16 protein-coding genes and 1 tRNA gene are annotated in these 22,248 nt (G+C 72.3%); 6 read left to right on the top strand and 11 right to left on the bottom strand.

Features of this window, described 5'->3' with window-relative positions; genetic code table 11:
- Positions 1-9: 9 nt before the first annotated feature.
- The 5 genes from GXY85_03210 to hflB form a co-directional block, all read right to left on the bottom strand.
- The gene (locus GXY85_03210; protein ID NLW49837.1) at positions 10-2,751 is read right to left on the bottom strand and encodes a hypothetical protein; all 2,742 of its coding nucleotides are present in this window, start codon (positions 2,749-2,751) and stop codon (positions 10-12) included.
- A gap of 62 nt (positions 2,752-2,813) precedes the next feature.
- Entirely contained in the window at positions 2,814-5,552 is a 2,739-nt protein-coding gene (locus GXY85_03205) for a hypothetical protein (GenBank protein NLW49836.1), read from the bottom strand.
- Positions 5,553-5,628: 76 nt separating this feature from the next.
- Positions 5,629-7,080, bottom strand: coding sequence for a tRNA lysidine(34) synthetase TilS (gene tilS, locus GXY85_03200; protein ID NLW49835.1), 1,452 nt, complete (start codon positions 7,078-7,080; stop codon positions 5,629-5,631).
- 8 nt (positions 7,081-7,088) lie between these two features.
- Positions 7,089-8,789 (bottom strand): transglutaminase domain-containing protein, encoded by a 1,701-nt coding sequence (locus GXY85_03195; GenBank protein NLW49834.1) that lies wholly within the window; start codon positions 8,787-8,789, stop codon positions 7,089-7,091.
- Between the two features lie 22 nt (positions 8,790-8,811).
- Positions 8,812-10,806, bottom strand: coding sequence for an ATP-dependent zinc metalloprotease FtsH (gene hflB, locus GXY85_03190; protein ID NLW49833.1), 1,995 nt, complete (start codon positions 10,804-10,806; stop codon positions 8,812-8,814).
- A gap of 327 nt (positions 10,807-11,133) precedes the next feature.
- Here hflB and GXY85_03185 point away from each other — a divergent pair, with 327 nt between their 5' ends.
- Both GXY85_03185 and GXY85_03180 read left to right on the top strand, forming a co-directional pair.
- Positions 11,134-11,973, top strand: coding sequence for a type II secretion system protein (locus GXY85_03185; protein ID NLW49832.1), 840 nt, complete (start codon positions 11,134-11,136; stop codon positions 11,971-11,973).
- 96 nt (positions 11,974-12,069) lie between these two features.
- Complete coding sequence (locus GXY85_03180; protein NLW49831.1) at positions 12,070-13,017, top strand: sugar phosphate isomerase/epimerase; 948 nt, start codon at positions 12,070-12,072, stop codon at positions 13,015-13,017.
- Between the two features lie 5 nt (positions 13,018-13,022).
- Here the strand turns inward: GXY85_03180 and GXY85_03175 are convergent, their stop codons facing one another.
- Positions 13,023-14,207 carry a M28 family peptidase gene (locus tag GXY85_03175; GenBank protein ID NLW49830.1) on the bottom strand — a complete coding sequence of 395 codons (1,185 nt, stop codon included), beginning with the start codon at positions 14,205-14,207 and terminating at the stop codon, positions 13,023-13,025.
- A gap of 387 nt (positions 14,208-14,594) precedes the next feature.
- Between GXY85_03175 and GXY85_03170 the strand changes: the two genes are divergently transcribed.
- Entirely contained in the window at positions 14,595-15,854 is a 1,260-nt protein-coding gene (locus GXY85_03170) for a hypothetical protein (protein NLW49829.1), read from the top strand.
- Positions 15,855-15,867: 13 nt separating this feature from the next.
- Here GXY85_03170 and GXY85_03165 read toward each other — a convergent pair.
- Positions 15,868-15,961: transfer RNA gene (locus tag GXY85_03165), tRNA-Ser, on the bottom strand.
- A gap of 116 nt (positions 15,962-16,077) precedes the next feature.
- Here GXY85_03165 and GXY85_03160 point away from each other — a divergent pair.
- From GXY85_03160 to GXY85_03150, 3 genes are read left to right on the top strand one after another with little or no spacing between them, the layout of a single operon-like run.
- Positions 16,078-16,938: an HAD family phosphatase gene (locus GXY85_03160; GenBank protein NLW49828.1), complete on the top strand. Its 861-nt coding sequence runs from the start codon at positions 16,078-16,080 to the stop codon at positions 16,936-16,938.
- A 13-nt stretch (positions 16,939-16,951) separates the two neighbouring features.
- Positions 16,952-17,962, top strand: coding sequence for a polyprenyl synthetase family protein (locus GXY85_03155; GenBank protein ID NLW49827.1), 1,011 nt, complete (start codon positions 16,952-16,954; stop codon positions 17,960-17,962).
- A gap of 48 nt (positions 17,963-18,010) precedes the next feature.
- Positions 18,011-18,661: a methyltransferase domain-containing protein gene (locus GXY85_03150; GenBank protein NLW49826.1), complete on the top strand. Its 651-nt coding sequence runs from the start codon at positions 18,011-18,013 to the stop codon at positions 18,659-18,661.
- Here the strand turns inward: GXY85_03150 and GXY85_03145 are convergent.
- From GXY85_03145 to GXY85_03130, 4 genes are read right to left on the bottom strand one after another with little or no spacing between them, the layout of a single operon-like run.
- Complete coding sequence (locus GXY85_03145) at positions 18,621-19,379, bottom strand: sugar phosphate isomerase/epimerase (protein ID NLW49825.1); 759 nt, start codon at positions 19,377-19,379, stop codon at positions 18,621-18,623. The two genes, GXY85_03150 and GXY85_03145, sit on opposite strands and share 41 nt — an antisense overlap.
- Positions 19,328-20,350: a hypothetical protein gene (locus tag GXY85_03140; protein NLW49824.1), complete on the bottom strand. Its 1,023-nt coding sequence runs from the start codon at positions 20,348-20,350 to the stop codon at positions 19,328-19,330. Before GXY85_03140 ends, GXY85_03145 begins: the two co-directional genes overlap by 52 nt.
- Positions 20,347-20,850 (bottom strand): hypothetical protein, encoded by a 504-nt coding sequence (locus GXY85_03135; protein NLW49823.1) that lies wholly within the window; start codon positions 20,848-20,850, stop codon positions 20,347-20,349. The genes GXY85_03140 and GXY85_03135 overlap by 4 nt, the downstream gene beginning before the upstream one ends.
- Complete coding sequence (locus tag GXY85_03130) at positions 20,847-22,232, bottom strand: dihydroorotase (GenBank protein NLW49822.1); 1,386 nt, start codon at positions 22,230-22,232, stop codon at positions 20,847-20,849. The genes GXY85_03135 and GXY85_03130 overlap by 4 nt, the downstream gene beginning before the upstream one ends.
- Positions 22,233-22,248 lie beyond the last annotated feature (16 nt).

Here is a 22,248-nt window from a genome sequence, read left to right as displayed (position 1 = left end):
GCGGGGGTCTCAGAAGGGATCGGTCTGCGTCCCTGTGCGCACGGGGCTGGTCCGCAGCCGGCCGGTGTTCTTGTCGAACTCCATCCGCGCGCTGGCGGTGTCGGCTCCCGCATAGCGGCCGCGGGCGACCGGTTCGCCGGTGAGGACGAAGAGGTTGGTCCGGCGTTCCCACTCCAGGCGGTCTCCCTGGGCCTGCAGGTCGCCCTCGGTCAGGTAGCGCACGAGGATGTTGCGTTCGGCCACGGCGCGCACGACGTCGGTGGCGGCCTCCCCTTCGGGCGAGGCCTCCCCTTCGGGGGAGGCTGCCCCTTCGGCGGAGGCGTCCGCTTTGGCGGAGGCGTCCGCTTTGGCGGACGGCGCAGTGTGCAGCGTGAGCACGTCGGCGACGAGACTGTACTGGGTGGCCTGCACGTTGACCTGTCCCTGCGTGATGATCTGGCGCAGAACGCCTTCGGCGTCGAAGACGGCGCGGGCCGCCTCCGAGTGCACGTTCCACTGGTCGGCCCCGTCGCCGTTGAGGACCGAGACGCCTCCTTCGGCCCATATGTGGCGCATTGTGCCTTCGGGGCCGAACTCCAGCCGGAGGCTCCTGCTCTCGAGCCGGGATCCGGAGACCTGGGCCACGATTCCGCCCTGGAACTGGGCCACTCCGTCCCGCCGGCTCACACGCATGGAGTCCTGCCAGCGGATCCGGCCCGTGGCCGCCTGGCCGCTGGCAACCGTCAGCGTTCCCGGCGTGCCGACGATCACGGTGTCCTCGGCCGGGAAGAACGTCACCTCCTCGGCCTCCAGGAGCCAGTCGTCTTCGGCCGGGTCGGCGGGGTTCGCCGGGTCGGGGTCCGGAGCCTCGCCGGCGGGGGGCAGGAGGGCCTGCGGCCCGGCGGCCGGGATGTGGATGGCGGCGCCTCCGCCGGCGACCACGGTCAGGGGGTTTCGGTCGGCGTCGAACTCGACTCGGAGGGACTCCCCGCGTATCTGCTGCGCGCCGCGCACGGCCACCACCTTGCCGCGGAACGAGGCCTCCGTCGCGGGCTGCTGGCGGAAGCGCATCTCCTCCTGCCACTGCACGGTCAGGGGCGGCGGGGGAGTGTCGTCATCGTTCGGCGGCGGGGGAACGGTCTTCAGTTCGCCGGGCGCGGGGCAGGCGAGCAGGCCCGTTCGGTTGTTGAGTATGACGTGAGCGGACGTGATGACGCCCTCCGCCGTGTTGACGTGTACGCGGCCGTCGGGCGCGGCCGTCAGTTCCACCGTGTCGCCTGCGGCCTCCCAGACCATCCGCTCGCACAGCACGTCGGCGCCTGCGGCGTCGGCCGAGTCGTGCAGGCGCACGGAGCCGTCCGCCTGCACCTTGCGGATGCCGGAGTCGTCGGCGGCGAACGTGAGCACGAGCTGGCGGCAGGTCAGCGCGAGGCCGTTCTGGTTGGCCGCGACCGAGCCCTGGAAGACGGCCAGGTGCTCGGCGTTGTCATACCGCATGCTTTCGTTCCACCGGACGGTGACGGGGGCGTCGGCGGACAGCCCGAAGGTGCCGGTCTGCGGGCCGGCCGGGGCCTCGGCGGGTGCCTCGGCGGGCGCGTCCGCCGGCGGTTCGGCCGGGGTCTCGGCTGCGGGCGGCCCGGTCCAGTGGAGCCGGCCGGGTCCCTCGGCCGTGACGCGTTCGTTGATGCGGAAGAGCGTCAGGCTCTTGCCGCTGAGTTCGAAGTCGGCCGTGGAGATGACGGCGCTCTGCTGGCCGGAGACGACTCCGGTCTGCGTCACCTCGCTCCAGACGAGCGTATCCCCGCGGGCGGTCAGGTCGTTGTGCACGAGCCGGACGTTGCCTTGGGCGACGAGCTGCTCGACCTGCACGGACTCCTCCTGCTCGGTGCGCCGCATCTGCAGGGCCAGCCTGTCGCAGGTGAGCGTGGTCTCTCCCGCCACGACGCGCACGGAGTCGTGGAAGACGGCGCTCTGGGCCAGGTGCTCGTAGTCCATGGGGCCGGCGCTGGTGATCAGCACGTCGTTGCCCCGCGCCGTGGAGTCGTCTTCGCCGGTGCGGGAGGCCAGGAAGTCCGTCGAAACGCCGAAGAACCGGGCCTTCACATCGCGCAGGACGCTCATGTTCCGGATGGCCATGTTGGCGTTCAGGCCCTCGCCGGTCAGAAGCATGCTGGTGGTGGCGTCCTGGCCGTCCTCGAGCATTCGGGCTTCCATGCGGACGGCGTCGCCCGAGGTCAGGGTGCGTTCGCGGGCGCTGTAGCGGACGCTCTGGGTGGTGATCGTGAAGTCTTCGCCCTTGGCAATCACGTCGTCCGAGAGTTGGAACCCGCTGTCGTCGTTCAACCACTGGCAGCGCCGGGCGGTGATGCGCACGTCGCCGAGGCGTGCGTCCACGGCGTTGCCGCTGCCGGCGGCGGCCGGCAGGTTCACGATCGGGGCGAAGACCTCTATGAAGCCGGCCCGCGGCAGTCCCCGCTCGCCCTCGATCATAGCCTCCTCGCGGCCGTCCTCGCCGGTGATGACCATGCGGAACTGGTGGACCTCGACTTCCAGGTCGCCGCCGGCGGCGGGTTCCGCGCCGGCCGCGTCCCGGACGGGCGGGTCCTCCACGGGCGGAGGCTCGGGGCGGGCCGGGGGCGGCTCGTCGACGTGCGGCCGGGCCGCGGGCAGTCCCGGGCGGCCGACGATGATCGCGTAGACGATCAGCGCCGCGCCGGCCAGCAGCACGAGCACCAGGGCCGTTCTGAGTACAAGGCGGAATCCTCTGTCCATTGCGTCTCTCCGCTCAACGGAGTCGTCTGTTTCCGGTTAGAGGTTCGGATGGGCGCTTCGGTTCATTCGCCGCTCTGGAACGGACTCAGCAGTGCGCCCGGCAGCCCCAGGACGCCCGACTTGATGGTCGTCAGGACCGTGGGCTCGAACCGCGGCTGCTGGATCGTGCCCGTCACGTGCAACTGCACCAGTTCCCGCTCGACAAACTGCAGGAGCCAGCCCACCAGGGGGCTCACGATGGGGATGCCGCCCTTCACGGGCGCCCCGACCGCGACCATCTTCAGGTTCAGGCGGCCGTCGAGCATGACTTCGCCGTAGCCCGTCAGGCTCAGCCCGCCGCCCGTCAGTTCGAGGGAATGCACGTGGACCGTGTCGCCGCTGAGCACGAAGCGGGCCTCGCCGCGCGTCGTGCCCTGTTCGGCCCCCCCCACGGACAAGCGGAGGACGCCGAGCAACTGGCCGAAGAACGGCGTTTCGAACAGGCGGCCCTGCGAGAGCCTCACGACCCCGCGGCCGACGGTGCTCAGGGAGTCGCCCGCCAGTCCGCCGATGGCCAGTGCTCCGCTGAGCCGGCCGGTCAGGTCGGCCGGCCCGTCGGTGATTGCGCCGAGCAGCTCGCCGAGTTCGATCTGGGAGAACTGGAGCTGCGCGCCGTAGCCGGGCAGTTCGACCCCCTGGCCGTAGTAGACGACGGCCGCGCCGTCGAACTGCCCGCTGCAGGTGACGCCGCTGAAGTCGTTGCTGATCGCCTGGTCCTCCGTCAGGAGCAGGTGTCCCGCAAGGGCGTCGATCGGGACCGGCAGGAAGCGAGGCAGGGCCGTGATGTCCTGCAGGTCCACGGTGAGCAGGAAGCGCAGTGGCGCCTTCTGCTCCGGGTCGTGCCGCACGCGGCCGCTCACCGATATCGTGCCCTGCGGTTGGGCCTCCTCCCAGAGCCGCCGTCCGACCTCCGGCACGGTGGCCAGGATCGTCTCGTTCAGCCTCAGGTTCGCGGCCTCCACGTAGAGGTCGCCTGCCGTCGATTCCGGCCGCACCCGGCCGCAGAGCCGGACCATGCTCCGCCCGGCGATCCCGTTGTCCTGCCGCTCGGCGGTGTCCAGGACGGCCGTGAGGCCCTCGACGAGGACGGCGCCGTCCTCCACGCGCAGCAGCCCGCAGACGTCGTGGACGGGCATGGGCAGGAAGTCGGCATGGACCGTGCCGCCGTGCAGCGCCAGCAACACGGTGGCGGCGACGTCCTGGCGGGCCACGTTGCCCCTCAGCAGCAGGTCGGCGTCCAGGACCACCTCGGGCCGGAACGTCGTCCACAGGTCGGCGCCCACGCGGGGGACGGCCTGGACGAGGGCCTGGTCGGAGTCCAGGTTGCGCACGGTCACCCGCAGGGCCGTGTCGTCCCCCCGCAGGTCCAGCACGCCGTCCAGCCCGACGGCGGCGAACGACGACGGCGAGTCGGGGCCGGCGTCCTGCATGATCTGGCCGGTCACGCCCGCCAGGCGGGCCGTCCGTCCGTCCACGACGAGGCTCCCGCCGACGCGCCGCACCGGCACGGGCAGCTCGGGCGGGCGGACGGTGGCGTCGTCCAGATGGACGACGGCCCGGAACGTGTCGGGCGCCGGCGCGGGGCGGTCCTCGATGGTGAGCTGCACGCGGCATCGCCCCTCCGGCGCCAGGCGCCGCCAAATCTCCGGGCCGGCCTCCGGGATGGCGGTGACCGTCTCCCGGCCGAAGGGCATGTCCATCACCTCCGCATAGATCCTGCCCGTGCCGCCGGCCAGGGGCAGCGCGCCGTTCACCCGCACCTGAGGCGGCGGGGAATCGGACTCCGAGACGTCCAGTTGCCCGGCCGGGATCACGCCCACGCAGTCCTGGAGCTGTACCTTCTTCTGGGTGACGTGGACGCGTCCGTGGAGTTCGGCGAGTTCCACGGGGTAGTACGGCACGCGTACGGCGGCATGGGCGAGTTCCGCCTGGATGCTGAAGCGCGCCTCCTCTCCCACCCGCTGCCGGATCGTGCCCTGGCAGTCCACGAGTCCCCGCACGGCGAACTGCCGCCAGATGCCGCTTCCGAACGGGACCTGGTGCCAGAAGGCCTCGTCGGCTCGCAGGCCGGCGGCGGCGATCTGCAGGCTCAACTCCGGCACGTCGGCCACCCGGGCCCAGCCCTGCAGCCGCATCCCGCCGAAACACCCCGCCCGGAGGTCCCCGTCGGCCGTCCAGGACCGGAGGCCGCGCGCGGGGCGCAGTTGCAGGTAGATGCCGGGGTATGCCCGGGGGGCCGGGTCGCCGAACAACTGCTCGTGGCGCACCACGATCGTTGCGTTGTCGAGCACGATGCCCCCGCGCAGGAGCCCGGGCGGCAGGGGCACGTCGCGCGGGGCGTCCGGCTCCCGTCCCGCCGGCGCAAGGAGGTCCTGGACGTTCCATCGTCCCCCGGCCGGGGAGTAGGCCAGGCGCAGCGTCGGGTCCACGAGCGTCGCCCGCACCACCACGGGCCGCCTGCGCAGCATCTGCAACGGGTCCAGCTCCACCAGGATCTCGGGGCAGGCGAGCACCGGCTCGGGTTCGTCCGGCAGGCGCAGCGCGAGGTCCCGAACGGACAGCAGGCCCTCTTCGTTCAGCCGCACCGGCCCCAGTTCCAGCTCCGCCTGCAGCATCCGCGAGAGCTCGGTGCGGAGCGTCGCCTCGAGATACTCGGGGGACGTATAGTGTTGCCAGAGGTTCCGCGCCGTGCGGACGCCGACCCCCAGGGCGATCAGGAAGGCTCCCAGAACGATCAGTTTCAGGCAGGTGGCGACTCTCATCCCGTGTGCGCAAGCCCTTTCAGGGAAGCAGCATGGTACCGCACGGGGGCCTCGAAAAGCAAACGGGCGTGTGCTCTCAGACGGGGGGCCGATCCGTGCGTTCGGCCTGCAGGCACAGCACCGGTGCGTCGTCGCCGCGCAGCCGGAACGGCTCGCCGATCCGGTGCCCCACCACCCAGACGACGGCCCCGTCGTCCGTGGCGACCAGCGGGATGCGATCGCGGTCCCCGCGCGGCACTCTGGCGTTGATGAAGAAGCCCTTCAGGCGGCCTTCGCCCGGCGCCCCCAGGGGGTGGAAGCGGTCACCGGGCGTGCGCGTGCGGACGACCAGGCGGCGGCCGGTCGTGCGCACGTCCAGGAACACCCGGCCCTCGGTCGCGCGGGCGGCGGCCTCGGAGGCCGCCAGGCTGCCGGCCGGCAGGACGGTCGCCTCCAGGCGCAGCCCGGCCTCGGGCAGCTCGACGGCTCCGGGCACCGGGAGCGTGCGGGGCGGCCAGCCTTCGGCGGGGCCGACGAGGAACCGCACCACGCCGTGCTCGCGGCGGGCGCGGACGCCCCGCGGCAGGGCCAGACACGTTCCGACCGGCCGCCCCGGCAGCCGGGCCAGCTCCTCCATGTGGCCGAATCGGAGCGCGGGCGCCGGGGGCGTGCAGAGGCGTCCGAACGCGCGCCGGCCGGCCGCCTTGCGCAACGGGGCGGCGGCGTCGGCCAGCGGCGCCGCCGCCAGCACGACCTCCCGCGGCCCGGCCCGAAGGCAGAGGCGGGGCCAGAGGTCGTCCAGCAGGGAATCGAGCAGCGCGGCGGACTCGAGTGCGGAGGCGTTGAGGCCCGCCAGGGCGGCGGTGCTGAACGTGGGGAACTCGCGTGCGAGCAGCGGCATGAGCAGGTGGCGCACGCGGTTGCGCGCGTGGCGGGTGTCGCGGTTGGTGCTGTCGGTGCAGAATGCCTGCCCGCGCCGCTGCACGTAGGCCAGCAGGTCCGCCCGGGGCACCTCGAGCAGGAGGCGGACGAGCCGCAGGTGCGGCCGTCCGGCGTCGTCCAGCGGCCGGGTGGGTGCCATGGCCCCGAGCCCGTGCAGCCCGGCGCCCCGCACCAGGCGCAGGAGCACTGTTTCTGCGACGTCGTCGGCGTGATGGGCCGTCAGCACGGCGCCGGCGCCGGCGCGGTCGGCCGCGCGGGCCAGGAACTCGTAGCGCAGCCGGCGGGCAGCCGCCTCCAGCGAGCCGCCGTGCGTGCGCACGTGCGCGCGCACGTCCGCCCGTTCGATCGCGATCGGCAGGGAGTGTGCGTCGGCGAAGTCGCGGCAGAACGCCTCATCCCGGTCCGCCTCGGCCCCGCGGAGCATGTGGTTGAGGTGGGCCAGGGAGAGCGCCAGGGGCAGGCGGCCGTCGTCGCGGAGGGCTTCCAGGGCCAGGGCCAGGGCCACCGAGTCCGCCCCGCCGCTGAACGCGATGACGGCGCGCTCTCCGGGATTCAGGAGCCCGTGCCTGCGGGCGAAGCGGAGGGCCCTGTCCGGGAGATCGTCCATGGGGCGCCTCAGGGGTCCTCGGCCGGGGCGTCCTGGTCCGTCTCGGCAGCGGGCGGCGGCGGCAGGGGGCGTGCGGGCGGCCCGGCCAGCAGCCCGCGGGACCGCAGGGCGGCGAAGAGCCGGCGGGAGGCGGGCGCGTCGTCCCAGATCGCCCGGGCCTCGTCGGTGCGGTCCAGGGCGGCCAGGGCCTCGGCCCGCACCAGCAGGGCGGGCGTCCGCCAGACGCCGTCGCCGTACTGCTCCAGGTACTCGCAGGCCAGCCGTTCGGCCGGCACGACCTCGCCGCCGTCGAGGGCATTGGAGGCGGCGCAGAAGCGCGCATACTCCAGCGCCTCGCGCAGGGTTGCGGCGCTCTCCTCGGTCTCGGCGGCCTCGATCGCGGCGGTCAGGTCGGCGACGTGCCCCACGTAGGCGGCGTGCGCCGCCTGGTGGAGTCCGCGCAACTGCAGCCGGCGACCCTCGTGGATCGGGTTGACGTATCGGAAGTCCAGGGACGCCGTATCGGCCGATCCTTCGGCGGTCATCCGGTCCCGGATGGTGACGACGGGTTCCCACAGCGGGACCTCGGCGTTGCCCAGGCGGTCGGGGTCGAAGCCGATCCGGGGCGGCAGGGGCAGGGGGGCCAGCAGGAAGTCGAACACCAGCATCCGGCGCAGGCAGGCCTCGACGGCCACCGCGATTCGCCGCTCCGCGTTTCGGAGTCGGTCGGGTTCGGACAGGTACGCGCCGCCGGGCAGAGCGTGCAGGGAGGGCAGTCCGTCGGCGAGCTGCTCGGGTGTCAGAGGTGTGCCGGAATCGAGGTCCATCAGGCACACACCGGCGTGGGGATCGACCAGCAGGGGCGCGGCGTCCTCGGGGAGTATCTCCACGAGGACGCGCCCAGCCGTGTCATCGTCGCCCGGCGCGGCCGGCACGAGGATCCGGGCGGCCAGCCCCGCCTGGCGGGCCAGTTCGGCGTAGAGCCAGGCCGCCTGATCGGCGTCCGCGTATCCGCGCCAGATCACGATGTAGGGGTCGGCCGGTACGGGACTGGAGGGAACGGGCAGCACGTGCAGGGCCACCCAGCGGGCGAGGCGCAGTGCCCTTTCGGTGTCGTTCTCGGCGCCGGCCACGATGTCCCGCGCCAGCCCCCAGAGGTAGCCGCAGGCCCGGATGTAGTGTCGGTCGCGTCGCGTCAGGAGCGGCGAGGCGGTCTCGACCTTCAGCGCCTCGAAGGGGGCCAGCACGCGGTCGGCCCGGCTGAACAGCCCCGGGCGGAGCGCCGCCAGCTCCTGGGACAGGGCGTAGACGTCCAGTTCGTTGAAGAAGCCCAGCGCCGTGTCCAGCTCCCCGCAGGCATAGCAGAGCGGCACGGCCAACCGGGCGGGCCCCTCGTTGTCGGGGTCCAGTTCGCTGACGGTGGCCAGGAGTTCGTCGGCACTTGCGAACAGGTCTGTGAGCGCCTGGGCGGGCATCTCCGGGCGGATCATCCCCAGGATGGCGTGCGTCCGCTGCAGGGCGGCGGCCACCTGTTCCTGGCGCTCCTTGCGCGTGGTGTCCGCCCGCCTGTTGAAGTGCAGGGTGGCGAACAGCAGGCCGAGGACGACGAGGACCAGGACGCCGAGCCGGATCAGATGGCCCATGCCGATCTCGCGGAGCGTCTCGAACCGCCAGAAGGGCTTGCGCGCCTCGCCGTCATGCTCCTGCTGCGGGACCGTCGGGTCATTCATGGACGTGCTCCTGTCTGGCCGGTCATGGGTCTTCGGGCGGTTCGGGGGCGTCGCCGGCCGGGGGCTGTGCGTCGGGTTCGGCCGTTGGACCGGGTTGCGGCGCCGGTTCCTCTGGGGCGCCCGGCCCGGAGCCGCGCAACCGGATTCCGTGCTCGGCCAGGATCGCCTGCAGCTCCTCCTCGCCGACGACCTCCCGTTCGCGGAGCGCGGCGGCGATGGCGTCCAGCGCCGGCCGATGCGCGCTCAGCAGCTCTACGGCGCGCCCGTGGGCGTCCTCCACCAGGGTGCGTACGGCGGCGTCGACCTCGCGCGCGGTCTGTTCGCTCCACGGGCCGCGCCCGATGAGTTCCGGCCCCCAGGGCGACGGCTCGGGGCTGCTGCCGTAGGCCAGGGGGCCCAGTTCGCTGCTCATGCCGAACTCGGTGGCCATCCGGCGGGCCAGCTCGGAGGCCTTCTGCAGGTCGTTCTGAGCGCCGGTCGATATCTCGCCGAACACCACCTCCTCGGCCGAGCGTCCGCCCAGCATCACCGTCAGGCGGTCGGTCAGCTCGTTCTTCTTCAGCAGGTAGCGGTCCTCGCTGGGCATCTGCATTGTGTAGCCCAGGGCGGCGATCCCGCGGGGGATCATCGATATCTTGCGCACGCGGTCCGCCGCCGGCAGCAGGCAGGCGACCAGCGCGTGGCCGGCCTCATGGTGCGCGACGATCTTCTTCTCCTCCTCGTTCATCAGGCGGTTGCGCTTGGCCAGGCCGGCGACCACCCGCTCGATGGAGTCCTCGAAGTCGGCCATCTCCACCTGGTTCTTCCCCTGCCGGGCGGCCAGGAGGGTTGCCTCGTTGACGAGATTGGCCAGGTCGGCGCCGACGAAGCCGGGCGTCATTGCCGCCAGCTTCTGCAGGTCCACGTCCGGGCCGAGCTTGACGTCCCTGGCATGGACCTGCAGGATCTCGTGCCGGTCGCGCAGGTCCGGCGGGGGCACGACGACCTGCCGGTCGAACCGCCCGGGGCGCAGCAGGGCGGGGTCCAGCATCTCGGGGCGGTTGGTGGCCGCCAGCAGGATGACGCCCTTCTGGGCCGTGAACCCGTCCATCTGCACCAGCAGGGCGTTGAGCGTCTGCTCGCGCTCGTCATGGCCGCCCAGGATGCCTCCGCCGCGCTTCTTGCCCAGCGCGTCGAGTTCGTCGATGAAGATGATGGCCGGGGCGGCCTTGGTGGCCTGCTCGAACAGGTCGCGCACGCGCGCGGCGCCCACACCCACGAACATCTCCACGAAGTCCGACCCGCTGAGGCTGAAGAACGTCACCCCGGCTTCGCCGGCCACGGCCCGGGCCAGCAGCGTCTTGCCCGTGCCGGGCGGTCCGATCAGCAGCACGCCCTTGGGGATGCGGCCGCCCAGGCGCGTGAACTTCGAGGGGTTCCGGAGGAACTCGACGACCTCCTCCAGCTCCTGCTTGCACTCGTCGATCCCCGCCACGTCCCGGAAGGTCACCTCCACGTCCTTCTGGGCGATGACGTTGGCCCGGCTCTGGCTGAAGTCCATGACGCTGCGCATCGGGCCGGCGCGGCCCATCAGGAAGCGCCACAACACGAAGAGCAGCAGCAGGGGCAGCAGCCAGTAGAACACCGGGCTCTCCAGCCACGACGTCTTGACGTCCCAGTCCTCTCCCAGATGCTCCTGGAGCAGGGCCGGCAACTCGTCGTCGCTGACCGGCCGGTTCGCCACGAAGCCCCGCGCGCCGGACCGGCCCTCGGCCGGGGCGTATTCCCCGCGCACCCGGGAACCCGTCAGCTCGACCGTCCGAATCCCGCCCGTGGTCAGCAGCGCACGGAACCGGCCGTACGCGATCTGCTCGTAGCGGAGGTCCGAGCCGACGTGCTGAATGAGGAGCACCAGAAGGAATCCGCCCACGATGTACCAGAGGGGGATGCGGAAGATGCGCGGGGGGGGCTCCTTGGGGGGAGGGCCCTCCGGCGGTCGCCCGTCGGCGTCGTTGCGCGGGGGTGGGGACGCAGGCATTGGTTCCGTATCTCCGAAGGCCCCCGGAGGAGGGGCTTGCCGCCATTATAGCAGCCGGCGCCGGGCTTGCCAAACGCGACGTGGGCCGCCGGCGCGAGAGCTTCCCAACTTCTTACACCCCAGGTGTCCGCCGGTGCGCCGGGTGTGTGGGGGCGATGGGGCGGTGCCGGCCGCGCAAGGCCCCCGCAGGGCGACGGAGGGCCTCCCCAGGGCTCTGACGGCCCCCGAAGGGGCTTTTGCCCTTGACACGGCGCGCCCATGCTATATAGTGAGAGCGTAGGCGAGGACGAGATGATGACCATAATCCTATCAGGTCGGGAGGGTGCCATGCGTAAGGCGTTTACATTGATCGAGATGCTGGTGGTGATAGCGATCATCGCTATCCTGGCCGGCCTTCTCATGCCCGCGCTCGCCAAGGCGCGCAAGGAGGCCCGGAAGACCCATTGCATAAACAACCAGCGCAATGTGGGGACGTTCCTGGTCATGTATGGGACCGACAACCGGGGCGCCTACCCGAGCTTCTCGTGGCTGGACGGGGATGACCGCGTCTACGATTCCTCGCTCTCGGTCGCCAAGCTCTATGGTGGGGCGTACGCCGACCAGGTGGAGTTGTTCCACTGCGCGATGACCAACAACGAGATCGAGATCAGCACGGAGGACGAAGACGGCAATCTGTTCGATCCGGACAATGACACCGAAACGACTGAGTACCGCTTCCGAAGCACCGCCAAGGAATCGAACGATCCGGACTACCTGATCGACTGCGCGGTGCCGCGGAACGCGAACGGCGGACGGGCCGTCTACGCCGACGCTCCGGACATGGAGCGCGAGCGCATGAAGTGGTATGCGACAACCACCGATCCGTTCCCGGCCAGCAACTACGCCAGCCACGAGACCGGTTCCGTCGTGCTGTTCTTCGACAGCCACGTGGCGTTCGTGCGCATGAACAACGTCGGCGGCACGCCGAATCCGGACCTCTTCGGCGAACGGGAGATCAGCGGCGAGATGGTTCAGATTCAGCAGGACACGGACGTCTACACCGACAACGCCTGGACCGGATACTACCGGGGCGATGAGGCCGTCGACTGCAAGCTGGGCAACATGCGGCGCCAGCCTGGCCAGCGTGACCAATGGGACGTTGGCTGGGATCTGGACTGGACTAACTGAGCGCTGGGTCCGAACGCCCTTGAGCCGGCGAAGGGGAGCCCGGTCTGTTATGGCCGGGTTCCCCTTTTTCTTTATGCCTTTGCGTGCGCGGGGGGCGTGTCCGCGCCCCCGACCCCGCTGGAGGACGGGCCGACCGGCCCGGCACCGACCATGGACCTTCGCGTGCCGCTGGGTTTCAAGCTCCCGCTGGACTGGCGCACCTACGTGGAGGACGGCCGCCTGCCGGCCCCTCCCGACGACCTCTATGCGTTCCTGTGCCGGGCGGGGTTCGCCTATGTCGAGTTCAGCACACGGACCCTTCAGGACGAGCCGGAACGCGCCCTGCTGACCCGCGAGGCGGCCGCGTGCGCCGGCGCGTGCCTGCGCACGTACCTGCACCCGTACACCAGGGGGGAGACGAACCCGGCGGCCTTCGGCCCGGGCGAGGAAGTGCGGCCCGCCCTGACGGCCATCCTGCGCGGGGCCGCCGATGTGGCGAAGGGCACGGGGGCGCCGGTGCGGCTCGTCATCCATCCCGCCGAGGCGCGGCACGACCCCTCGCTGGGGGCGCCGGACGACTACCGCCGGACGCTGCTGGACCGTTCCCGCGCCTACTTCGCCGTGATGGCCGGTCTCTGTGCGGAGGAGTACCCGCAGGTGCGGCCGGCCGTCGAGTTCCAGATGCCCGCGCCGCACGACTCGACGATCATCCGAATCGGCGACGTCTCCGACGAACTCCTGGAAGCCTCCGCCGGCCTGCCGCTCTGCCTGGACGTCGGGCACTACCTGCTGGCCGTCGACTGCCACGCCCAGGCGCCTGTGCCGCCCGAGGCCCTCCTGCGCCGCGTCGCGGCCGTGCACCTGCATGACGTGGTGGACGGGCGCGATCACCAGATCATCTCGGAGCGTTCGGGCCGCGCACGTGCCTGCCTGCGGGCGCTGTTGGACACGGGGTACGCGGGCGGCGTCACGCTCGAGTACGGCCTGGCCGCCATCGGCGACGCGGGCGGCATCGCGCCCATCGTCGAGCGGTCGCTGGCCGTGTTGGGGGCCTGGCCGGCGTGACGCCGTCAGGCGCCCCGGATCCACTCCGACACGATGTCCATGCCGATGCCCACCTCGCGCGCCATGGCCTCGCGGGTGATCCAGCGCATGTCGTCGATCGGGCTGTGGAACGGCGCGGCGAGCCCGCCGGCCACGACGCGTTGCCCGTCGGGGGCGGCAGGGCGCCGCTTCGTCGCGTGCACCCACACTGTCTCCACGCCGGCGCGGACGAAGTAGAGCCCGTCGCCGCCGCCGCCCGCCTGTTCGCGCACCACCAGGTCGTCGCGTCCCTCGGCGTATGTCCGCAGTTGCGTCACGAGCCGCTCGCCTCCGTTGACGGCGATGCGCGGGTCGGAGTCCTTTGCGCCGACCCCGTCGAAGACGAGCAGATGCCTGACCGCCTTTGCCTCGTCCGGGCAGTTCTCCACGTACCACTTCGAGCCGAACACGCCGAACTCGTGCCCGCCCCAGGCCACGAACCGGAGCCGCGCGCCGGATGCGACGTCGGCCAGCCGTTCGGCCATCTCCAGGAAGACGCCGACGCCGGCGGCGTTGTCGTAGGCGCCGGGCGAGGCGGGGGCCGCCTCGTGGTGGGCGCAGATGAGGAACACGGGCCCGTCGGCCGGGCCCTGCTCGCCGATGACGTTCGAGGTGGTGCTCTGCGTCTGCCGGGCGCGGATGACCAGGTGCGCCTCCTTGCCCAGCGACGCGAAGAGCATCCGGCCCACCTCGCCGCTCACGCCGGCGGCCGGCAGGGTCGACTCCGGTGTGCGGAACATCTTCGTGGAGTAGGTGTCGGGGTACTCGGACTCCATGATCGCGGCGAGGGCGCCGGCCTTCTGGAGGTTCATCAGGATCGAGTTGCGGTCGTCGACCTCGCCCGTGTCGGTCTCCTTGAGGATGGCGATCCGACCCTGCACCTCGCCGGTGAAGCCGCCTTTGCGGTCGGGCGTGATGGCCGCCAGCGGGCCGGTTACGTCGCAGCCGACGCTGAAGAACTGCGCGCCGGCGTCCAGGCGGCGGCCTTCCAGGTAGAGTTCTTCGCCCTCGTATTCCCAGCCGGGGCAGGGGAAGCGGGGCTGGCGCGTCTCGTAGCCCATGTGGGCCAGTTGCCGCTCGATCCAGTCGCCGGATGCCTTCTCGCCGGGCGAGCCGGTCCAGCGGTTCGGCCAGGTCTCGACGATGTGCTTGCAGTAGTCATATGCGTTCACGGCAGGCTCCTTCGGCAGGAAAACGGACACGGACGGACACGGACTGACACGGACGGACACGGACGTACACGGACGTACACGGACGGAGGCCGGCCGTCGGCTTGGCGTCGGGCTGGTGTCGCAAGGGGCCACGGACGTACACGGACGGAGGCCGCCCGTCGGCTTGGCGTCGGACTGGTGTCGCAAAGGGCCATCGGGCCTGATGCTAACTGCGGGTGGCCGGGGGCGCAAGGCGCGCACCCGGGTCGCGCCCGCAAATCGCTTGAAGATGCCGGCGCGATTGGGCAGGATATGGGCGCGTGGTGCGCGCGGAGGGCCCGATCATCGGGTACCCTCTGCAGGGGGGGGGCAGCGGCCGGGCCGTTTTGCACGCGAAGGGAGCTGATCATGACGCGCATCCGGAGGGTTGTCCTGTGGTTTCTGGCGGTGGGGTTGTTGGCCGGCGCGTCCGTCCGGGCGGCCGCGCCCGGGGGCGGGCCGGAGTACAGGTTTCCGCGGATCGGGCTGGCCAACGGCGTGATTCTGCACCCCGGGGAGGGCAAGGACACCTACCGGACGGGCAAGGCGGTGACGCTCCAGGAGCTGGCGCGCTACGACCTGATCCTCACCGTGCGCGGCCCCTGGTCCGCCGAGGCGTCGTGGCCCGTTCTGCGCGAGAAGCTGGACAGGATCCGGCAGGCCAACCCGCGCATCGTCATCATCGGCCCGTCGGTGCAGGCCGAGGTCGCGCACGCCGAGGCGTCGACGGTGCCGGAGGGCGTCCGATGGCACAAGCCCCCGGACGACGCCTGGCTGCCGGACGTGGCCGGCCGCCGGCTGCCGGGCACGGCCCCCGGCACGTTTCAGCTCAACCTTCGGGAGCAGGGGGTGCTGGAGTGGCTGGCCGGGCAGTGCGTCGAGGGCGTGCAGGGCCAGGGGTATGACGGCGTGCTGCTGGGCGGCATGGGGCCGGCGTTTCCCGACTGGACGCTGAGCCGGATCGCGCCCGGCTACACCGCCGACGCCGACGGCGACGGGATCGCGGACGATCCGGCGGACCTGCGCTTCCTCTGGCAGGATGCGAAGCGGCAGCTCTGCGCCGATGTCCGCGAGCGTCTGGGCCATGACGCCGTCATCGTGGCCGGCGGCACGCCGCAGACGGACTTCATCTACGAGGACTTCAACGGCTGGACCACGGGGACCCCGCTGCTGGAGCTGCGGCGGGGGAACGCGCGCTGGGAGTACGAGCTGCAGCGGTACCTCCTCTGGACCGAGGCGCCGCACCGGCCGAACACGACCATGTGGATCTCGGTGCCCGACTCGGCGGCCCCGCCGGAGACCGAGGAGCGGGCCCTGGAGCGGATGCGGTTCGGCCTGGCGGCCACGCTGATGGGCGATGGCTGCTTCGCCTTCGTGCGCAAGGGGCGGGAGGAACCCTGGTTCCCGGAGTTCGACGTCCCCCTGGGCCGGGCGCTGGGGCCGGCGCTGGCCTGCGACAGCGGCGCCTGGAAGCGGGCGTTCGAGGGTGGCGTGGCGGTCGTCAACCCCACCGCCGAGGCGGCGACGTTCGCACTGGAGACGGACCACCGGGACGTCAGCACAGGCACGGTCGGCAGGGAGTTCACGATCCCCGCGCGCGACGGGCGCCTGCTGGTGCCGGCGGGGTAGCCGGGCGATGGGGTGGCGGAGAGGGGGGGATTCGAACCCCCGGTCCGGACTTGTATCCGAACACGCGGTTTCCAACCGCGCTCCATCGGCCTCTCGGACACCTCTCCGTGCACTATCGTAACGGGCCCTCCGGGCGGCGTCAACGCGCCGGTGCGCGGTCGTTGAAACGCCGTTCGCCATGCGGTAACGTGGGGTTTTCGCCCCTCGATCGGAGGTGTTCTGCGTGGCGGGCGACGTGCCACCATACCGCGTTGTGGCTCTGGACATCGACGGCACGATCCTGGACAGCCGCCAGCGTGTGACCGACGAGTTGAAGGCCGTGCTGGCGCGCCTGTCGGCGCGGTCCGTGCGGGCCGTGCTGTGCACGGGCCGCCGCTGGAGCGGGGCTCTGCCGGTGCTCCGGACGCTCGAGCACGGGCACCCGATCGTCGTCTGCAGCGGCGGGGCGCTGATCAAGGACGCCGACACGGGCCGCACGCTCCGCGCGGTGCCGATGCCGCGCCGGACGGCGCAGGAGGCGGTGCGCGTGATGCGCCGGAACGGCCTGCTCCCCATGGTGCTGTACGACCGCCCGGCGGAGAAGCCGGACCTGCTGGTGGCGGAGCGCGATCGGCCCCTGGTGGGGAGGCTTCCCTACGCCGCCGCGCACGCGCCGGGCTGGGAGTGGTACGCGGGCGAGTTCCCGGACGGAGATGAGCCGCCGCTCGTGTGCTATGCGGTCGACGAGCGCGGGCCCATCGAGCAGGGGCTGGCCGCCCTGCGCGAGGCCCTGGGCGAGGCGGCCATTGCCAACGCGCTGGGACTACCGCGCTACGGCCCGACGCAGACGGCCCTGGAGGTGCACGACCCGGGCGCCACCAAGTGGCTGAGCCTGGCCTGGCTCCTGGAGCGCTGGGGCATGGGGCCGGCCGATGTGGTCGCCATCGGCGACGACGTCAACGACGTGCCCATGCTGCGGGCGGCCGGGCTGTCGTTCGCCATGGGCAACGCGCCGCCGTCCGTGAAGGCCGAAGCGGACGCCGTCACGGGCAGCAACGACGAACACGGCGTGGTCGAGGCGCTGACGGGCGTGTTTGGACTCTGAAGGGAGAGCCGACATGGCGGACGCCGACGCGAGGAAAGGCCGGGAGCTGGACGAGCAGTTGGCGCAGGCGGCGGCGCGCATCGATCCCGTTCTGGAGCAGCTGTTTCCCCGGCAGGGCGGCGACGTGCTGTCAGAAGCCGTGTGGTACCACATGGAGGGCGGCGGGAAGCGGATCCGCCCGGCCATCTGCCTGCTGGCGTGCGAGCAGCTCGGCGGCCGGCCCGACGACGCGCTGCCGTTCGCGGCGGCCGTCGAGATACTGCACAACATGCTGCTCGTGCACGACGACCTGGAGGACGGCGACACGGTGCGGCGCAACCGCCAGGCCCTGTGGGTGCGCTACGGAGTCGGCCATGCCGTCAACGTGGGCGACTACATGCTGGCCGTGGCGTGCCGGGCCGTGCTGAGCAGCCCCGTGCCGGACGCGACGCGCGTGCGGCTGGCGGACGCCTTCGCGGACGCCTACGCGTCCACGTGCCGCGGTCAGGCGCTGGACATGAGCGACCGCGGGCGCGAGGACCTGACCGTGGACGACTACCTGCGCATGGTGACGCTGAAGACGGGGCGCTACCTGGCGCTCGGGATGGTCGGCGGCGCCATCGTGGCCGGCCTGGAGCCCGAGGCCGTGCGGCCCATCGAGGAGCTGGGCGAGAGCATGGGGCCGGCCTTCCAGATCCGCGACGACGCCATCGACCTGACGGCCGGCAAGGGGCGCGGCGGCGTCGTGGGCAACGACGTGCGCGAGGGCAAGCCGAGCATCCTCTACGCGCACGCGCTCGGGGCCGCCTCGGCGCCGGACCGCCGGCGCCTGGTGGAGATCATGCGTCGCGACCGTGCCGAGACGACCGACGACGACGTGGCCTGGGTGCGGGACCTGTATGAGCGGTGCGGATCGCTGGAGTTCGCCGCGCGCACCGCCGACGAACTCGTGCAGCGCGCGTATGCGAGCATCGAGCGCATCCCGGTCGCGGACCGCGAGTTCTTCGGGCAACTGGCCCGCTACATGGCGGACCGGGCGACTTAGCAGTCCGTTCAAGGGGGGTGGCACAGCCACCCGCGGCGGCGGGCGCCTGTGCCGCACAGGAAGACCTCTTCAGGGGAGGCGGCCATCAGCGAGCGGGGCGCCTACGTGAGCCGGGGCGGCGCGAAGCTCAAGTTCGCCCTCGATCGGCTCGGCCTGGACCTGGCCGGGCGGGTGTGTGCCGACTTCGGGTGCAGCACGGGCGGCTTCACCGACTGCATGCTGCAGGAGGGCGCCGCGCGCGTCTACGCGGTCGACACCGGCTACGGGATGCTGGCATGGACGCTGCGGCAGGACGGGCGCGTGGTCGTCATGGAGCGGACGAACGCCATGCATGTCGAGCTGCCCGAGCCGGTCGACGTCGTGACGGCGGACGTGGCCTGGACGCGCCAGCGGCACATCGTGCCGAGCGCGCTGCGCCGGGTGCGTCCCGGGGGGCTGATCCTGTCGCTGTTCAAGCCGCAGTACGAGTCCGGGCGGGAGCATGTACGAAGGGGCCGGCTGGACCCGGCGCGCTTCGAGGAGGTTCTGGAGGCGACGCTGGCCGGCCTGGCCGCCGAAGGGCTGCCGGTGGCCGAGGTCGTGCGCCTTCCCCACGAGCGCAAGAGCAAGAACCCCGAGGCGTTCCTGCTCGTGCGCCCCGCCGATTGTGCGCCGCCGGCTACTCCCGGTTCAGAAGCTCCGCCGCGTACTCGAAGCTGATGCGCGCGCTGGCAAAGGAATCGCCGGCGCACCGGTCCTGCTCCACGACGCAGCACTCCACGCCCGACTCCAGCGCCGCCCGGCGGATGGCCGGCCAGTCCAGGATGCCGCGGCCGACCTCGGCGAACGAGCGGCCCTCATCGGCCGCCATGTCCTTGATGTGGAGCAGCGGCCCGCGGCCGGCGTACCGCCGGATGTAGTCGGCCGGGTCCTCGCCGCCGTGCTTGACCCAGTAGGTGTCCAGCTCGCAGCGGACGTTCTGCGGGGTCGTCTCCTCGTAGAGCAGGTCCAGGGCGTATCGGTCGCCGAACCGGACGAACTCGAAGCTGTGGTTGTGGTAGGCCAGGCGCAGGCCGGCCTGCGTGCAGCGCGCGCCCAGGCGCTCGAGCAGCGCGGCCAGGGCCAGCCAGTCCTGCTCGCCGCCGCGGCGGTCGGCCGGCAGCCACGGGCAGACGAGGTCGGCGTTGCCGACGGCCTGCGCGTAGTCGATCCAGCGGTCGATGTCGCCCTCCAGCAGGTCCAGGCCGACGTGCAGCCCGACGATCGTCAGGCCGGCGTCGTCGTGGAGCCGCTTCATCTCGGCGGCGTCTCCGGGGCCCGGCGAGGTCTCGACGCGGTCGTAGCCGATCTCCCTGACCGTGTGGAGCGTCCCCGCGTAGTCATCCTTCAGGTGGTCGCGGACGGTGTACATCTGCAGTGCGAGTTGAATGCCGGCCATCTCAATCCCTCCAATGGGCACAACAGGCTGTGAGAGTTCGTCCGGCCCGGGCCGGACCCGTGTTCCACCGGGCAGCCCCGGGCGTCCCGCCCGGGGCCGACGGGCGGCGCGTCCTGTGGCGTCAGCGCGCGCAGCGCTTCCGGCGTCAGGTCTTCGCGCCGCAGCGTCAGCCCGAAGGGGGTGCCCTGTATGAGCACCTGCCCGCTCTCGGTCACCCAGGACGTCCACCGGCCGGCCGGGCCGGTGAACGCCAGCTCGTAGGCGAGGGCCGTCTGCTCGCCGAAGGGCACGCGGCGGACGGCGGCGATGCGCAGGGTCACGTCCTGGAGGGTGCCCGTCAGGGGGTTCACCATCGCCGCCGACCAGCTCTGTCCGACCTTCTGTCCGGACAGGGAGGCGGGCACGGCGGTCAGCGGCGAGAACGCCTCCGAGAGCAGGCCGTGCGGGTCGAAGGGAATCTCGCTGCGGACGGGCACGCCCTGCAGGTTGCCGCGGATCATCATGCGTCCGTCGCGCACGGCGCCGAGCAGCGACGTGGACAGCGCCTCCGATTCGATCTGCCAGGACAGGAGTCCGCGCAGGGGCGAGATGATGGAGCGGAACTCGACCTGGAGGGTCCCCGTCAGGCCGGCGGCAAGGCGTCCGGCGGCCCCGGGGTCCACGCGAACGACCGTCCGGAGGGCCAGCGTGCCGTCGCTGTTGCGCTGCACGCGCATCGTCGAGCCGCCGACGCGCTGCGGTCCCAGGAAGAGGCCCCATTCGGCCGTGCGCTCGTCCTGGCCGGGCGCCAGCAGGTTGGCGTAGGCCGCCCCGGGGTCCGCGGGGGACGGCCGGCGGAGGTTCACGCGGATGAGGAGCCCCCACATGACCGCACAGAACGCGGTGACGGCCAGCGCCGGGATCAGCCGGGCCCGGCGCACGCGTGCGCGTGCGGGCGCGGGTGCGGGCGGCTGTGTCGCCGGTGCGCTCACCGTTCGTTCTCGAAGTAGCGGAGCCAGAACTGAACCTCCTCGTCCGTCAGGCCGGCGAACTTCTCGTCCGGCTCGTCCGGCTTCATCTCGTCCTCGGGGCGCATGGACTGGCGGGCCCGCGTCACGAACTGGCCCGGCGAGAGCACCGTGGCGGCGCCGCGCTCCAGCGCGGAGCGCAACCGGTGGTCGTCGGTGACCACCAGGGTGCGTTCCTCGGCCGACGAGCGGTTGGCCGGTCCGCCGATCTCCCGCATCGCGTCGCCGCCGTGGGGCAGGTTCAGCACGCGCACGCGGCCGCGGCGCTCGACGGGCGTGCGCACGTCGTCCGGCGGCAGGTCATCGAAGACGACGACGGCCCGGCAGTCGCTCACCTCGCAGTAGCGGCCCAGCCAGAGGATCACGTTGTCGTGCGTGCGGTCGCGGTCGCCCTCGCTCACCAGGGGGTCTTCCTTCTGCGCCAGGTACTGCACCAGGCTGGGGCCGTGCACGTAGACGATCACGGGCGGTCCTCCGCCATGCGCTCCCCGAAGGAGGGGTCGGCCCAGGCCGGTCGGCCGCCGACGTAGGTGGCGACGGCCCGCCCCTTCATCTGCCGGCCGGCGAAGGGGGTATTACGGGATTTCGAGCGGAAGTCCTCAGGCCGCACGGTCCACCGGCGTGCGGGATCGATCAGCACCATGTCTGCCGGGCTTCCGGGGGCCAGTGTGCCGGCCGGCAGGCGGAAGATGCGGGCCGGCTCCAGGCTCATCCGGCGCACCGCATCGGCCGGCGTAAGCCCTTGTGGGCCGATCAGATGGGTCAGAACCAGGCCCAGCGCGGTCTCCAGCCCGACCAGCCCGCTCGCCCCGGCGGCCTTGTCCTGGGCCGTGTGGGGCGCGTGGTCGGTGGCGATGCAGTCCACCGAGCCGTCCAGAAGCGCCCGGCGCAGGGCGTCGCGGTCCTCGGCCGTCCGGATGGGCGGGTTGACGCCCGGGGCCTGCCCCGGCGCGTAGTCCTGGCGGCAGAGGAGCAGGTGGTGGGGTGTCGCCTCGCAGGTTACCGTGCGGCCCGGGGCCGAGGGCCTTGCGGCGGCGACGGCCCGGACCGTCTCGGCCAGACTGACGTGCGAGAAGTGGATCCGGCAGCCGGCCCGGACGGCCAGCGCCAGGTCGCGTCCGACGTAGAGCGCCTCGTTCGCATAGGGTTCCCGGGGGGCGAAGCCCGGCTCGGCGCCGTCGCCGAAGGCCTGCAGGGCGCGCGGCGAGTCCTCGCAGTGGGGCGAGAGCAGGGCGCCGCATGCGGCGGCCCGGCGGCAGAGTTCGGCCATCAGAGCGGCCGGCACGATCGGGTCGCCGTCGTCGCTGAACGCCACGACGTCCGGCTCGGCGGCCAGCGCGGCGATGTCCACCGGCTCCCGGCCGAGCCGGTCGCGCGTCATCGCGGCCTTGACCCGCACGCGGACGGCGGCGTCGCGGGCGATGCGGGCGCGCAGCGCCCGGACGCGCTCCGCCGTGTCGGGCGGGGGGTCGGTGTTCGGCTCGCAGACCACGGTTGTGAAGCCGCCGGCGGCGGCCGCCGCCGTGCCGGTGCGGATGGTCTCCTTGGGTGTGAAGCCCGGCTCGCGGAGGTGCACGTGCGCGTCCACGAGGCCGGGCCAGAGCCAGAGGCCTGCGCCGTGCACCGTGGTGCACTGCGCGACGGCGGCCTCGGCCAGGGCGCGCCGCACCTGGGCGGCGTCTCCGACGCAACGGACGCGGTCGCCGACGACGAGCACGTCGCGCGTGCCGTCGACGCCGGCGGCCGGATCGGTCAGGTGCACGTTCTGGAACAGGACGGCCATCATGCCGTCTGCGGCCTCTCTGGCGTGGGTGGGCGCGGCTCGGACGGGCCTCACAGGTTCCATTCAGGTTACCCGGGCC

It is taken from the genome of Candidatus Brocadiaceae bacterium (genome assembly GCA_012728835.1).
Classification (GTDB): Bacteria; Planctomycetota; Brocadiia; order SM23-32; family SM23-32; genus JAAYEJ01.
The sequence above is the reverse complement of the archived record's forward strand: the minus strand, read 5'-3'. Positions and strand labels throughout refer to the sequence as shown.